The sequence below is a fragment of the Roseibacillus ishigakijimensis genome (assembly GCF_016595415.1).
GTDB lineage: Bacteria > Verrucomicrobiota > Verrucomicrobiia > Verrucomicrobiales > Akkermansiaceae > Roseibacillus > Roseibacillus ishigakijimensis.
This window is the reverse complement of the sequence record NZ_JAENIO010000006.1, coordinates 20,880-34,841: the sequence shown is the minus strand read 5'-3', so window position 1 is coordinate 34,841 and position 13,962 is coordinate 20,880. Positions and strand designations below refer to the sequence as shown.

Genomic DNA, 13,962 nt, shown 5'->3' with positions numbered 1-13,962 from the left:
TCGCCTCAGGAGCCTCATGATCTACTTTTTCAGCACAATGGATACCGAATCCATCCAGTGCCCCTCCTGCTGGGAATTCTTTGCCGTGATGGCCCCTCCTGCCGAAGAGTGCCCCTGCGAAATTGACTATGATTGCGAGGTTTGCTGCCGCCCGCTGCGCATTCTGTGCAACAGCCCCAGCGAAATTCACGCCCTCGGTTTGGAAGAATGACGACCCCCTCTCCCGAGTTCTCAGTGGTGATGGCCGTGCGAAACGCCGAGTCCACCGTGCAAGATGCAATCCGCTCCTTGCAGCAGCAGACCCTCGCCCCCTCGGAGCTCATTGTGGTGCTCAATGGCTGCAGCGACGGAAGTTGGGAGAGGGTGACGGCCCTGGCCGCCGTAGACCCCCGCCTGCGCCTTCTTTCGTCCTCCCCGGAAGGAGGGGTGGCGGAAGCGGCCCGGGTCGGCTGTGCCGCCGCGCGCCACCCTCTCCTCGCCCGCATGGATGCCGACGACTGGGCTCACCCGGAGCGCTTTGCCCGGCAGTGGGCCACCTGGCAAGCGACAGGGGCGGACCTCGTCACCAGCCGGATCGAAGTGACCCACTCCCTCGGAGCGGGCCTGGAGCGTTTCGTGGCCTGGGCCAATGATCTCCAGCGGCCAGAGGATTTTCGGCGCGAGCGCTTCGTCGAGTCTCCCGTCATTCAGCCCGGAGTGCTCATGACGAAGGCCGCCTACGAGGCCGCTGGCGGCTACCGGGTCGAAGACGGCCCCGAGGACTACGATCTCTGGCTCCGCATGCTGGAGAAAGGCGCGCGCTTTGTCCAGGCCCCGGAGGCGCTCCTCCATTGGCGGGATTCCCCACAACGCCTCACCCGCAGCCATGAGGATTACTCACAAAGCCGGATGACGGCCACCAAAGCGCGCCACCTCGGTCGCCTCCCGGCCGTGCGGGAACGCGGAGTGACCCTCGCCGGAGGAGGCCCCATCGGGCGGGCCCTCGCCAAGCTCCTCCTCGCAGAAGGAGTGCGGGTGCACGGCTTCTTCGAGGTCAACGCCCGCAAAATCGGTCGCACTATCCTCGGCCTTCCCGTCTGGGGCATGGGCGACTTTGGCCAAATTCACCGCTCCGCAGTGCTGCTTGGCTGCGTGGGCCGGGGAGGACGGGAACGGGTGCGCACTGTGGCCAGACAGGCCGGCTACCGGGAAGGCACGGACTTCTTTGCCTGCTGCTAGGATTGCTCGCGGGCCCGGCGGGCCTCCCGCCGTTTAGCGATCTCCTCCCGCAAAGTCTCGCGAGGATTATTGGCCAAGAGAAAGCTTTCCCAAATGCGACTGACGAGATTGTCCGCCCCCGAAGCAATGTAGAGATAGATGAAGATATTGAGAATCAGAGCGGAAGCAGACTCCAGAATGAGATCGTGCATGGTATCATTGACGCCCCGACCATGCTCGGTGCGCTGCATGTTCCCACCCGTCAGAGAATCGTAGGTGAATTCATAAATCTCCCACATCGCTCCGAAGGTGACCGAAAAGCAAAAGGAAAAAAGGCAGACGATGAAGACATCATTGTCCGTGCCCCGCTTCACCGAGACATACTGGATCACGAGAAAGCCAATGAGCGCGAAGGCCCCCCCGTAAAAAGCATGCAGAACATCATCCCACCAGCTGAAGCGCTCGTAGAAATTGTAGTAACTGCCGAGCACCAGCGACGAAATGATAAAGAGCATAAAAGTCGTGGCCAGTCCCGAGGGAATTTTGAGCTTCAACCGCTTTTCGAACCGGATGAGAAAAAGGAAGGCCAGCGCAATGATGATGATGGGCGTGGAGGCGAGGAGGATCCCCAACCCCAGCGCGACCAGCGTCAGCGTCAGCTTCGACCAGTGAAAAACGTTCAGCAGATTCATGGCCCAAAAATCTCGCCCTCAATAAGAAAAAGAAAAGACGGAAACGAGCAAAATCACGTCTCCCAGACCCGCGAGGACCCGGAAGAGACAAGGGTTGAGCTGGCGGGCACCTTGGTGTTAACTCCTCCTCACGAATTTATGGGCAGAGCATTTGAATATCGCAGGGCTTCCAAAGAAGCACGTTGGGACAAGATGTCGAAGGTCTTTCCGAAGTTGGCGCGCTCCATCACGATGGCCGTCAAGGACGGAGGGGCCGACCCCGCACTGAACCCGAAACTCCGCGCGGCCATCGCCACCGCCAAGACGGAGAACATGCCCAAGGACAACATCAAGAAGGCCATCGAGCGGGCCGAGGGCAAAGATGCCGCGAACTTCCAGGAAGTGAACTACGAGGGAAAAGGCCCCCACGGCGTCCTCATCTGGGTGGAATGCGCCACCGACAACAACACGCGCACCTTCTCCAACGTGCGCACCATTTTTAACAAGAACGATGGCCAGCTCCTGGAGTCGGGCGCGCTCGGCTTTATGTTCAACCGCAAGGCCGTCTTCCAATTCCCGAAGGGCGATCACGACCTCGAGGAGATCGAACTCGAGCTCATCGATGCCGGGCTCGAAGAGCTGGAAGTGCACGAGGACACCGTCTACGTCTACGGCGAGTTCGAGGCCTTCGGCTCCCTTTCCAAAAAGCTGGACGACCTCGGCATCGAAACCACCAAGGCCAATCTCCAGCGCATCCCTTCCAGCCCGATGGAATTCAGCGAAGAGCAAATCGAGGAAGTGGAAGCCCTCATCGACAAGCTCGACGACGACGAAGACGTGCAAGCCGTCTACACCAATATCGCTTGAGCGAAATCCTCCCGCGAGCCTCAGGCGAGTGGCTGGGGCGACGGGACGCACAAAGCCGCTACCGCCGCCGGAAGAGTGGGACTGGCCGGAACGAAGCTTGCCAGTCCCCCTTCAACCCTCCAGCAGAGAAGCGACGCTGGCTCGCGCCCGCTTGAGCCAGACCCGGGAGCGCTGACGGTCCATGAGGGACAGCCCGGAACCCGGATTGTTGGCCGCCGCCCAGAAGCTGGCATCAGCGAGGTCAATCTTGCTCATCGTGCCGTGATGCAGCTTGGGAAACTCAATCACCGTGCCACCCAGCTCCTTGAGGGTCTCGCTTTCAGGCGAACGGCGGAAGACCGTGAAATCCTGGCCCCGCCCCTGATTGAGGACCGCCACGTAGTTGGCTTTCTCCCCAAACTCATCCAGCAGACGACCCAGCATCTCCACCCCATCACGACTGTCGTCGAGGACATGCCAACACATCAGCCGGATACCGCTTTCCTCCAAAAGCTCGAGCACTTCCGCTTCACTGAACCATTCCCAGAGTGACTTGGCACTCTGGGCCGCCAGATCGACGAGCACTTGCTGGGATTCTTCACTGAGCGCTAACTCCACGATTTCATCAAGACTCTCGGGATCTTCCAAGTCGATAGCCTGGGCGAAATCGCCGTAAAAGCGGAGAAAGGATTGATGGGAACGGTCGGAATCAAGCCCCGCAAAGGGTATTTGCTCATCGATCAAATACTGAGCCAGAAAGCGAGTGAAGACGGACTTGCCCACTCCTCCCTTTTCGCCTCCCACAAGGTGAATAGTCGGTTGCATCTGAGGGCGAAAAAAGCAGGTTGCGTTCCCCATGGAAAGCGGGATTTCGCAACAATTGCGCAAGGATTAAGATCGGCCCGGCCGCAATAGTTGAAACAACCATCTTTACATATATCTTATTATTTTGCATGATTTATTAGAAATCGCTGTAATGATTTGACAAAATTTGAACCAAATGAAGGTCAGATATTTTTTACTGCTAACACTCGGAAAACTGGTAGCAATTTCAAATTCAACCTCATCCTCACCCATGAAATTAGTTCACCCCTCACCCTTTCGGGCCTCGTCGACTCCCCTCTCTCTCTTGTGCCCCTTGGGTCTCGTCCCCTTGACGGCGGGAAACCTTTCCGCGCAGGCTCAATATCTTGATGACTAGCAATAGGCCACCTTCCAAGGTGGAGGCGAGACCCAAGGCACCGCAGAGCAGGCAACTCCGAAACACAGGCTCGCTTCTCCCTGTTTGCCCGGGAATTCGATTCCGTGGCCATTCCCGAGCCCTCTTCAAGCATGCTGCTGGGACTGGGTGCCCTGTGGACCCTGTCCCGCCGCCGCCGCTCCTAAAGTCTCTCCCCCCGGCTCTCTAACGAGGGAGCCGGGAGAAACAGCCTTCACCCCGGGGTCACCATTTCTCCCAAAGAGCCCCCAGCTGCTCGCGGTCGAAGGTGCCCGCACTGAGAACAAGCCGGTAGCTCTGAGTGAGAGTCTCGCCTTTTTCCAAAGTGAAATCCCCCAACTGCGGTTCGTCGCGCCGCCCTTCGAAATCGTGACGGCCGAACGGGTTGGCGGCCAAAAGGCCATAATCGCGCGCATGCCACCAAGTGGGATGGCGCAAATTGTCACGATGGTCCATCAGCGCCAGCACGAGGTCCTCCCCCTCTGCATCAGGACCATGATAGGCGACCCACTTGGAACGCTGACCCCAGCAATCGTCATTCTTCCGCCCCTCCGAATCCACCATCTGGCCCTGGGCGACCTCGCCCTTGACCCGTAGGCTGGGCGTCATGCGGATGGCAAAGGAGCCTTCCTTGGTATCACCGAAAACCACCTCGCCGGGAGCCATGAAGCGGCTGGTGACATCGACCAGCCAGGTCTTTTCCGTAAAAGTGAACGCGTAGGAACGCTGTTCCTGCAAAAGCACCTCCTCCCCAGACTGCCAAGTCAGATCGACAGCGAAAGAAATCATCTCCTTTCCCCCGGAGCTCTCGCTCTGGGTTTGGGTAAACCCTTGATGCACGATGCGATTGGCAGGCTCCTTGTCGAGCCAGAAGTCCACGCCATTGACCTTGCCATGGGCCACCCAAAAGGACACGTGGTGGGGGTGGTCGCTCTCCTCCCCCGCCACCTCTTTCTGAAAAGGATAATGCCGGGTCACATTGCTGCCGGTGGGCCCGAGGAGAGGATAGATGCAGGGGATGCGTCCCTCTCCGCGGTAAAGGGCGACCTCCTCGCCATTGTAGCGGATACTCGCCCGTTGTTCGTCAAGCTGGATAGTCACTTCCGCTGTCGCCAGCCCCGCACCAAGGCCGCCCGCCGCCATCATCGTTTGCCAACCGGATTTCATGAGAGAATGACTACCAGATGGCGGATTGAGAGCTATCACCCTTTTCCTCCCCCTTAGCGGTTAGGCGGGAAAAAACCGGAAAGAGCGGCTCGCCAAATTCCCACCGCCCCGCTAAGAGCAGAAAAACAAAAATGACGGAATAAAGACCTGGGGAAACCCTCTCACCACCAAATCACAGCCCCAAAGGCAGCAAAAAGCACACTCATGACAGAATTCGAAGAATTGGTCGACGCGCACTACGAAGCGCTCTACCGCTTTGGCTACTCGCTGGCGAAGACGCCGGAACGAGCCGCCGATCTGGTGCAGCAAACCTTCGTGAAATGGGCTGAGAAAGGGCACCAGCTGAAAGATCGCAGCAAGGCCAAGACTTGGCTTTTCACCACTCTCTACCGGGAGCATCTCTCCCACGCCCGCCGCTCCACCAAGTTTCCCGAGCGCGATTTGGAAGAAGCCGAATTCCAGCTTCCGGCCAACGAAGCCAACGCGGACCGACAGCTCGATGCCAAGCGCGCCGTCGCCCTACTGAGTCAGCTCGACGAGACCTTCCGCGCGCCCCTCACTCTCTTTTTCCTGCAAGAACACAGCTACAAGGAAATCGCGGAAACCCTCGATATCCCCATCGGCACCGTCATGTCGCGTATCTCTCGTGGCAAAAAGCAGTTGCGTGAACTGATGGAAACCGCCGCCGATCCGGAAACCCGCAACATCGTTAATTTTCAACAGAAAGGAGCCCTCTCATAATGGACCAAGATCAAGCCAAACTCATTCTCGCCAGCTTCCGCCCCAATGGGTCCGATTTCCAGGATCCCGCCTTTGCCGAAGCTCTCGCCTTGGCCGCCGAAGACCGGGACTTGGGCCAATGGCTGGCTCAAGAGCGGGCCCGCGACATGGCTTTCGCCGACAGTCTCGCCGAGTTCCCCATTCCGGAGAATTTGCGGGAGAATCTCTTTGCGGCCCTCGCCAATGTGCAAGACCCGCCCGGCTATGACGAGTTCGACCACGAGTTTGCCCAAGTGCTGGGGAATTTGGCCCCGCCCTCCAATCTCCGCAGCGACATCTTGGCCGCCATGGAGGTGGAGCAAAAAGTGACCGCCCTGCCCGCCGCCGCTCCCCTTTCCGAGCTGCCGCACAAGAAAAACACCTGGTTTACTTGGCCCTCTTTTGGGCTCGCCGCTGCTGCCGGGATCGTGGCTGCTCTCGTCTGGACCGGAGGCCTTGCCCCTGACCAGACCACCACCCCCGCAGCCCAGTTGGCCTCCATCACCCCCGACAACGTGCAGGCCCAGGCCATCAACTTCCTCAGCGGTCAGGAGTTCCGCCTCGATCACCGCGCTCCCGAGAAAGAGGCCAATTACCGCTTCCTCACCAGCAAGCAATTGCCCGCCCCCAATATCCTCCCCGCCGGCTTGGAAAACGCCTCCCCACTCGGCTGCAAAATCGTCAACTTCAATGGCAAACCAGCCTCCCTTATCTGCTACCAACAAGCGCCGGATCAACCCGTGGTGCACCTCATCGTGCTGCGCCGGGAAGCGGTCAAGGGTGACCTGCCCGAGCTGGCCAATGCCCGCTTCGCCTGCCGCCAGTGCACCCGCACCGGCTGGTCCATGGCGCAATGGCGAGACGACGATAAAGCCTTCTTCCTCTTAGGCAAAATGGATGTCGATCAACTGGCGACCGTTTTTTAAACAAAGGGAGGCGAGTTCGTCACCACTCGCTCAATTCTCTTCCACAAACTCATCCACCGCCCGGAAATCAATCGTTCCGGCAGCATTCTGGGTGAAAAAAACGTAACTTCGCGTGGTTCGGGTCAACGGCCAACGGGTGCGGCTGAGAGGCTTCTGAGCTCCCTCTTCGCCTTCCTCGGTAAGAGGCACGGAATGAATTTCCACATTCAAGGTCGACTTCCCGTCGCCCAAGCGGGGCTTCAGCAAGGCCTCCGCACCGGGTCCGATGCTGACCTCCCCGTCCCCGAAGTCGCACTCGATCTTCTCCGCCGTCCGGTTGATGAAAAAATAAGTGCCAGGGCGGAAGTCCCCCGGCAAGGAGAGGACGGAACTCTTCATCGGCCGGGCCTCCCCGTCATTGGCGAGATAAAGAAAAACTACGAACTCCTCCCCCTCTTCCGGCAAGGCAATGGAGGTCAGCTCACTGCCATTATTGCGATTTTCGAGGATAAGCTGGCGGGTCCCGACCTTGATAGCCGAGGACACCCCGTGAATATTCAACCGAAAAGGCTCAGATACTTGGCGCCCGTCACTGAGGCGAAATTCCTCCGCCCCCTCCGGTAGCGCCTGCACGACAAATTGCACGGCAAGCGGCTTGCCCCCCGCCAGGGACAAAGAAAGAAAACAGACGAAACCAGCGACGACAGAAAACAGTTTCATATTCTCAAGTAAACTATCACCATCACCTTCTTTCCGTCAATGTCATAAGATGCTGGTGGCTGCCAGAGCTGGCGACACCGGTGTCAGCAAAGCCTCCCGCCGCGATAATTCCATTCAGGACACCCAACCCAATCCGAACCAGTTTGCCTTTTATTCTCAGCAAAATCCAGTAAGGTCTCCGTCCACTTTTCACCATGCTTCCTTGGTTCGCCGACAATCAATTTCCGCTCTTTCTCGCCCCCATGGCCGGAGTCACCGACGTGACCTTCCGCACTATTTGCAAAGAACTCGGCGCCGATGTCATGGTCACCGAATTCGTCTCCGCGGAGGGCATCATGCAGGCCGATCAACGGACGCGGAAATACACCGAATTCACTGACGAGCAACGACCGGTGGGCGTGCAGCTCTTTGGTGCCGACGGCGTGCGCATGGGGGAAGCAGCCAACAAAATCATCGATTGGAAGCGCCCGGACTTCATCGATATCAACTTCGGCTGCCCGGTCAACAAAGTGGTCTCCAAGAATGGCGGCTCGTCTTTACTGAAAGACTGCCCCCTGCTGGCAGCGACCGCGCGCGGCATCGTGAAGGCGGTCGGCCACCGCGTGCCAGTCACTGCCAAGATCCGAGTCGGTTGGGATTTCGACAGCATCAATGCCGAAGAGGTCTGCCGCATCCTGGAAGGGGAAGGCATCCAGAGCATCGCCATCCACGGGCGCACCCGCTCGCAAGGCTATTCCGGCGAAGCCAATTGGGAGGTCATCGATCAAGCTGCGCGGGCGGTGAAGGTGCCGGTCATTGGCAATGGCGACCTAACCAGCGGGGAAGTGATCGCCCGCCGCAAGGAGGAGACGGCAGTTTCCGGACTCATGATCGGTCGCGCCGCCATGCAAACGCCCTGGATTTTCCGCGAAGCCAAGCACTATCTGGCCACCGGAGAAACCCTCCCCCCGCTCTCCGTGGAGGAGCGCTGGCCCCTCATCCTCCGCCACTGCCGCCTCGCCATCCAGTCCGATCGCTACGGTGACGAGCGCCACACCATGATGGCCATGCGCTCGCGCCTGATGGCCTACTGCAAGGGCTTTCCCGGCTCCAAGGCCCTGCGCCGCGCCCTCTCTCAAGTGGAATCAGTCGCTCAGCTCGAAGACCTGGCAGAAAGCCATCTTTCTGGAAAATTTTTCCAAAATTGACTAATTCCTACCGAGTCTGCTTGCCGCCAGTCGCAAAAGGCGTTCTACTGGCGGTATTGTGAAACTACCGAACTGTCTTGCCTTTGTCGCCGGGCTGGTGGGCTCGCTCCTGAGCTCTGCCCAAGAAGCCCACGATTGGGAAAACCAACATGTTTTCCGAGTCAACAAGGAGGCCCCCCGCGCCACCTCCATGCCGTTTCCCAGTGTGGACGAAGCTCTCCAGAAGAAGCGCTTGGAAAGCCCCTACTGCCGGGTCCTCAATGGCGACTGGAAATTCCATTGGGTGAGCGAACCCAGCCAGCGGCCCCGCGACTTTTTCAGCACCGACTTTGACGACAGCAGCTGGAAGACGATTCCCGTGCCTTCCAATGTGGAGCTGCTCGGCTACGGCACCCCCATCTACTGCAATCATCCCTATCCCTTCAAGCCCATACCGCCTGTCGTGATGGCAGAGCCTCCGAAGGATTTCACCACCTACCTAGAACGCAATCCGGTCTCCTCCTACCGCCATCGCTTCACGGTGCCGGAGGCTTGGCAAGGCCGCCACACTTTCCTCACCTTCAATGGAGTCTCCTCCGCTTTTTACCTTTGGATTAACGGGGAAAAAGTGGGCTATTCGCAAGATTCCCGCACGCCAGCGGAATTTGAGATCAGCAAATTCCTGCAACCCGGGGAGAACACCCTCGCGGTGGAGGTCTACCGCTACTCGGACGGCTCCTATCTGGAGTGCCAGGATTTTTGGCGCCTCTCCGGCATCTTCCGCGATGTTTATCTCTGGTCCTCCGCACCCCTGCAACTGCAGGACTCCTTCGTGCGCGGCGGCTTGACGGACGATTATCAGTCGGGAACTCTCTTCTTTTCGCCCACCGTGCGGGACCTCAGTGGAGGCGAGTCCGACTTCACCATTCATGCCGAACTGCGTGATGCCGGGGGCCAGCTCATTGCCGCACCGGTGGTGAAGGGAAAGGCCGGCCAGACCGTCGACTACGAGATCCCCGGTGGCCTGCAAATCAAGCCCTGGTCCGCCGAAGAGCCTAATCTCTACGACTTCACGGTGACCCTGCGCGATGGCCGGGGGCGCGTGATGGACCACTACGCCAGCCGAATGGGATTCTCGCGCAGCGAAATCAAAGACGGTCAACTCCTCGTCAATGGCCAACCCATTCTCATCAAGGGAGTGAACCGCCACGACCATCATCCCGAGCTGGGACACTACCTGACCGAGGAACAGATGCGGGAGGACCTCCTCATCGCCAAGCAAAACAACATCAATGCCATCCGGACCGCCCACTACCCCAACGACCCCCGCTTTTACGAACTCTGCGACGAGTTGGGGCTCTATCTCTGTGCGGAAGCCAACATCGAATCCCACGGCATGGGCTATGGCGAAAAGTCGCTGGCCAAGGACCCGAGCTGGGAAAAAGCCCATCTCGACCGGGTCATCAACATGGTGGAAGCTTTTAAGAACCACCCCTCCATCATCCTCTGGTCCCTCGGCAACGAAGGAGGCGACGGGGTGAACTTCGTGGCCGCCGCCAAGTGGATTAAAGAGAACGAACCCAGCCGCCCGGTTCACTACGAACGCGCGGGCCTGGCTGCCCATGTCGATCTCTACTCGCCCATGTATGCCAGCCACCAGCGCTGCCTGCAGTATTGCCGCAACGAAGAGAAGAAGCCCTTGGCGCAGCAACGCCCGCTCATCCAGTGCGAATATTCCCACGCCATGGGAAATTCCTCGGGCGGGCTGTGGGACTACTGGCAGATCTTTGAGAAAGAGCGCCTCCTGCAAGGGGGCTTCATCTGGGACTACATCGACCAGGGCCTTCTGGAAAGCAAGCCCGCCCCGGCCATCCTGCGCGACCTCTCCAGCCAGAAGAACAATCTCCAGCTCAATGGCTCGGTCGACGAGGAGAAAGGGCTCACGCAAGGTCGGGTGACCCTTCCCCATCACGAACGCTTTAATTTCAAGGGTCCTTTCCTGGTGCGCGCCGAGGTCGTCTCGCACGGCAATAGCGGCCAAAATGCCATCGTCACCAAGGGTGATGACGGCTGGGCCCTCAAGATCAATGCTGCCGGGGAATTGGAATTCTTCATCTACGACCAAGGTTTCCGCACCGTCACCGCCGCCTTGCCAGAGGGCTTTGACAACAAGCGGCACGAAGTCGCCGGAGCCTTTGACGGCGAGGCCTTGCGCCTCTATCTCGATGGGGTCGAGATCGCCTCCCGCCCCTATCAAGGGAGGGTGAACGGCAACCAGAAGCCCGTGGGCATCTCCACCAATGCCGACTTCCCGGACCGCAGCTTTCATGGCGAAATCCGACAAGTCGAAATCGTCGCCCTCGATGAGAAAAAAGCGACGAACACGCTCTTGGGCATCGACTTCACGAAGTTCGAGCGCCAGGGAGAAGCACGCACCTACTACGCCTTCGGTGGCGACTACGGGGACAAGCCCAATGACGACAATTTCTGCTGCAATGGCATCCTCGCCTCCGACCGCACGCCGACTCCCCAGCTGGCAGAGGTCAAATTTTGCTACCAGAATATCGGCATCGAATTCCCCGCTGACGAGACCGTCCGCATCACCAACAAACGTTTCTTCACAGCCTTGCAGGGGGTGGCTTTCCATGTCACATACAGCCTGAACGGCAAAGAGCAATCCCGGCAAGCGCTGGCAGTCCCCCCTCTGGCCCCCGGGGAAAGCCACGAGGCCAAGCTCACTCCCCCGGCCCTTCCCGCCCGCCCCGGTAGCGAACTGGTGGCGACGGTCACCGCCACCCTACAAGAGCCCACTCCCTGGGCGGAAGCTGGCCACCAACTGGCTTGGGGACAGAAAGTCCTCGCCGGGCAAGCGGCAGTGATCCCTCCCCGCCTGACCAGGGACCTTCCCCGCCCGCCGAAAGCGGAGAAAAAGGACGGCCAACTCATCTACGCCACCCGGGGAGTGCGCCTTGCCATTGGCGAGAAAAGCGGCCTCCTGGAGAGCTATCAGACGGAAGGAAAAGAATGGCTCCGGGCCCCCCTGGCGCTGAACTTCTGGCGGGCCCCCACCGATAACGACCGCGCCAACCGCTTCGTCGCCCGCAATGGCATGTGGAAGACGGCAGGCGAGCAGGCCACCGTCACCGCCCTGCGGGAGGAAATCGCCTCGGGTCACACCCGCATCCCCCACACCACCGCGCTGAGTGTCGACTTTGCCCTCCCGGTGGGCGACAGCACGGCCACGGTGAGCTACCAAATCGAAGACACCGGGCGCCTGCACATCGAGACCACCCTTTTCCTGAAGGGCGAGAAGCTGGATGAAATTCCCCGTGCAGGCTTTGTCACCGAGCTTCCAGGCTCCCTCGACCAACTCGCCTGGTATGGACGGGGGCCCGACGAGAGCTACCGCGACCGCCGCCACGGGCAAGCCCTGGGCCTTTACCAACTGCCGGTCAGCGAGGCTTGGTTCCCCTACGTGGAGCCTCAGGAGACGGGCAACCGCTCGGAGGTGCGCTTTGCCAGCCTCACCGATGCCACCGGCCGGGGCTTGACCGTGCGCGGAGTCGGTGAGCCCATCAACCTCACGGCCCGCCCCTTCCGCCCCGCCGACCTCGAAGGCCCGCGCCATCCCTGTGACATCCCGCAGCGAAAAATCACCAGCTTGCTCATCGACCATGCCCAGACGGGCGTGGGCGGAATCAATTCCTGGGGGGCGCAACCGCTGCCCAAGCACAAGCTGAAGGCACAGGGAGAGCTGCAGTGGCGCTTCTGCCTGGAGCCCGCCCGCTAGACGAGCTTTCTGCAATTTTCCCATCCGCGAGGACGTTCTTCAGGCATGAAGTTCGTCCTCGCTTTTTTGTCCCTTGCCCTTCCCCTCTTGGGAAAGCCCAACTTTTTATTCATCCTAACCGACGATCAGAGCCACCACACCATCGCGGCGTTGGGCAATAGCGAGATCAAGACCCCTCATCTCGACAAACTCGCCCGCAGCGGCACCGCCTTCACCAACACCTACAACATGGGGGCTTGGCACGGGGCGGTCTGCGTCGCCTCCCGCAGTATGCTCCTGCACGGACGCACCCTGTGGCAGGCCCAAGCCATCGACAATCCCGAGGACGGCCGGGCCCTCATCGCCAGCGGAGAAACCTGGCCCCAGCTGCTCAAGAATGCCGGCTACGGAACCTACTTTGCCGGCAAATGGCACGTGCCCTTGCCCCCGGAAAAAATCTTCGACCAAGTGCGCCACAAACGGCCCGGGATGCCCAATGACTTCCAGGAAGGATACCAACGCCCGAAGGCCGACGGCTCGGACCCCTGGGATGCCGCCGACCCCCAATGGGAAGGCCACTGGAAGGGCGGCAAGCACTGGAGCGAAGTCCTGGTCGATGATGCCGAGCACTACTTTGCTGAAATCGCCGAACGCGAGGACCCCTTCTTCATGTATCTCGCCTTCGCCGCGCCCCACGATCCCCGGCAAGCGCCTCAGGAGTTCCTCGATCTCTACCCAAGTGAAAAAATCGCCCTTCCCAAGAATTTCCTCCCCACATACCCCTACATGGAAGCCATGGACCTCCTCAACCAGGATGGCCGGCGCCCCCTGCTCCGCGATGAAGACCTCGCGCCCCTCCCCCGCACCCCACATGCCGTGCAAGTGCATCGGCGCGAATACTATGCTGCCATCAGCCATCTCGACGCCCAAGTCGGCCGCATCCTGGCCGCGCTGGAGAAGTCCGGCAAGGCCGAGGACACCGTGATTATCTTCACCTCCGACCACGGGCTGGCCTGTGGCGAACACGGCCTCCTCGGCAAACAAAACATGTATGAGCACAGCCTCAAGGCCCCCTTCCTCATTGCCGGCCCCGGCATTCCGGCCAATGAGCGCCGCCCACAGCTCATCCACCTTCAGGACGCCCTTCCCACCACTCTCCAACTGGCAGGAGTCTCCCTTCCAGACTTCATCGAATTCCAAAGCCTTCTTCCCTATCTGGCCGAGGACGGTGCGCCCTCGGGAAGAGAAAGCTTTGTCGCCGCCTACAAAAACCATCAACGGATGATCCGGGTCGGCGAGGAAAAACTCATCGTCTACCCCACCAGCCAAACGGTGCGCTACTTCGACTTGGCCCGGGATCCTCACGAAATCAACGACCTCGCTCATGAGGAAGCGAAAAAAGAGCGCGTGGCAGAGCTCTTCCAGCGCCTGCGGATGGAGCTGCAAAACTTGGGCGATCCCCTCGATCTCTCCGGGTGGCAGCCGTGAGCGGCAGACCGGCAAGAGAGCCTTTCCGCCCTCGGAAGAGCCGAAGAACACAATC

General features: G+C 59.8%; 13 protein-coding genes. 9 read left to right on the top strand and 4 right to left on the bottom strand.

Annotation, left to right across the window (positions count from 1 at the left end; translation table 11 throughout):
* Nucleotides 1-16 precede the first annotated feature (16 nt).
* Together JIN78_RS03805 and JIN78_RS03800 are read left to right on the top strand one after the other, a co-directional pair.
* Nucleotides 17-211, top strand: a complete 195-nt coding sequence (locus JIN78_RS03805; RefSeq protein ID WP_200390610.1) for a hypothetical protein — start codon at nt 17-19, stop codon at nt 209-211.
* Nucleotides 208-1,218, top strand: coding sequence for a glycosyltransferase (locus JIN78_RS03800; RefSeq protein ID WP_200390609.1), 1,011 nt, complete (start codon nt 208-210; stop codon nt 1,216-1,218). The genes JIN78_RS03805 and JIN78_RS03800 overlap by 4 nt, the downstream gene beginning before the upstream one ends.
* On the opposite strand, the gene JIN78_RS03795 is transcribed toward JIN78_RS03800, so the two are convergent.
* On the bottom strand, nt 1,215-1,889 hold the full coding sequence (locus JIN78_RS03795) for a DUF2238 domain-containing protein (protein WP_200390608.1): 675 nt from the start codon (nt 1,887-1,889) through the stop codon (nt 1,215-1,217). The genes JIN78_RS03800 and JIN78_RS03795 overlap by 4 nt on opposite strands.
* Before the next feature lie 138 nt (nt 1,890-2,027).
* Here JIN78_RS03795 and JIN78_RS03790 point away from each other — a divergent pair, with 138 nt between their 5' ends.
* A complete protein-coding gene (locus JIN78_RS03790; RefSeq protein ID WP_200390607.1) occupies nt 2,028-2,735 on the top strand; it encodes a YebC/PmpR family DNA-binding transcriptional regulator in 708 nt (235 codons plus the stop codon).
* 111 nt (nt 2,736-2,846) lie between these two features.
* On the opposite strand, the gene JIN78_RS03785 is transcribed toward JIN78_RS03790, so the two are convergent.
* Entirely contained in the window at nt 2,847-3,539 is a 693-nt protein-coding gene (locus tag JIN78_RS03785) for a P-loop NTPase family protein (protein WP_200390606.1), read from the bottom strand.
* A gap of 480 nt (nt 3,540-4,019) precedes the next feature.
* On the opposite strand from JIN78_RS03785, the gene JIN78_RS17925 reads away from it, so the two are divergent.
* A complete protein-coding gene (locus JIN78_RS17925; RefSeq protein WP_377174643.1) occupies nt 4,020-4,100 on the top strand; it encodes a PEP-CTERM sorting domain-containing protein in 81 nt (26 codons plus the stop codon).
* A 58-nt stretch (nt 4,101-4,158) separates the two neighbouring features.
* Here JIN78_RS17925 and JIN78_RS03775 read toward each other — a convergent pair whose 3' ends face one another.
* Nucleotides 4,159-5,100: a DUF6807 domain-containing protein gene (locus tag JIN78_RS03775; protein ID WP_200390605.1), complete on the bottom strand. Its 942-nt coding sequence runs from the start codon at nt 5,098-5,100 to the stop codon at nt 4,159-4,161.
* A gap of 204 nt (nt 5,101-5,304) precedes the next feature.
* Here JIN78_RS03775 and JIN78_RS03770 point away from each other — a divergent pair, with 204 nt between their 5' ends.
* Nucleotides 5,305-5,841, top strand: a complete 537-nt coding sequence (locus tag JIN78_RS03770; protein ID WP_200390604.1) for an RNA polymerase sigma factor — start codon at nt 5,305-5,307, stop codon at nt 5,839-5,841.
* Nucleotides 5,841-6,785, top strand: coding sequence for a hypothetical protein (locus tag JIN78_RS03765; RefSeq protein WP_200390603.1), 945 nt, complete (start codon nt 5,841-5,843; stop codon nt 6,783-6,785). The genes JIN78_RS03770 and JIN78_RS03765 overlap by 1 nt, the downstream gene beginning before the upstream one ends.
* A gap of 30 nt (nt 6,786-6,815) precedes the next feature.
* On the opposite strand, the gene JIN78_RS03760 is transcribed toward JIN78_RS03765, so the two are convergent.
* Nucleotides 6,816-7,484 (bottom strand): hypothetical protein, encoded by a 669-nt coding sequence (locus JIN78_RS03760; RefSeq protein WP_200390602.1) that lies wholly within the window; start codon nt 7,482-7,484, stop codon nt 6,816-6,818.
* Nucleotides 7,485-7,678: 194 nt separating this feature from the next.
* On the opposite strand from JIN78_RS03760, the gene dusB reads away from it, so the two are divergent.
* Genes dusB through JIN78_RS03745 form a run of 3 tightly spaced genes read left to right on the top strand, consistent with a single transcriptional unit; the run spans nt 7,679 to nt 13,907 of the window.
* Complete coding sequence (gene dusB, locus JIN78_RS03755; RefSeq protein ID WP_200390601.1) at nt 7,679-8,671, top strand: tRNA dihydrouridine synthase DusB; 993 nt, start codon at nt 7,679-7,681, stop codon at nt 8,669-8,671.
* Between the two features lie 58 nt (nt 8,672-8,729).
* Nucleotides 8,730-12,440, top strand: coding sequence for a glycoside hydrolase family 2 TIM barrel-domain containing protein (locus JIN78_RS03750; RefSeq protein WP_200390600.1), 3,711 nt, complete (start codon nt 8,730-8,732; stop codon nt 12,438-12,440).
* A 45-nt stretch (nt 12,441-12,485) separates the two neighbouring features.
* Nucleotides 12,486-13,907 carry a sulfatase family protein gene (locus JIN78_RS03745; protein ID WP_200390599.1) on the top strand — a complete coding sequence of 474 codons (1,422 nt, stop codon included), beginning with the start codon at nt 12,486-12,488 and terminating at the stop codon, nt 13,905-13,907.
* Nucleotides 13,908-13,962 lie beyond the last annotated feature (55 nt).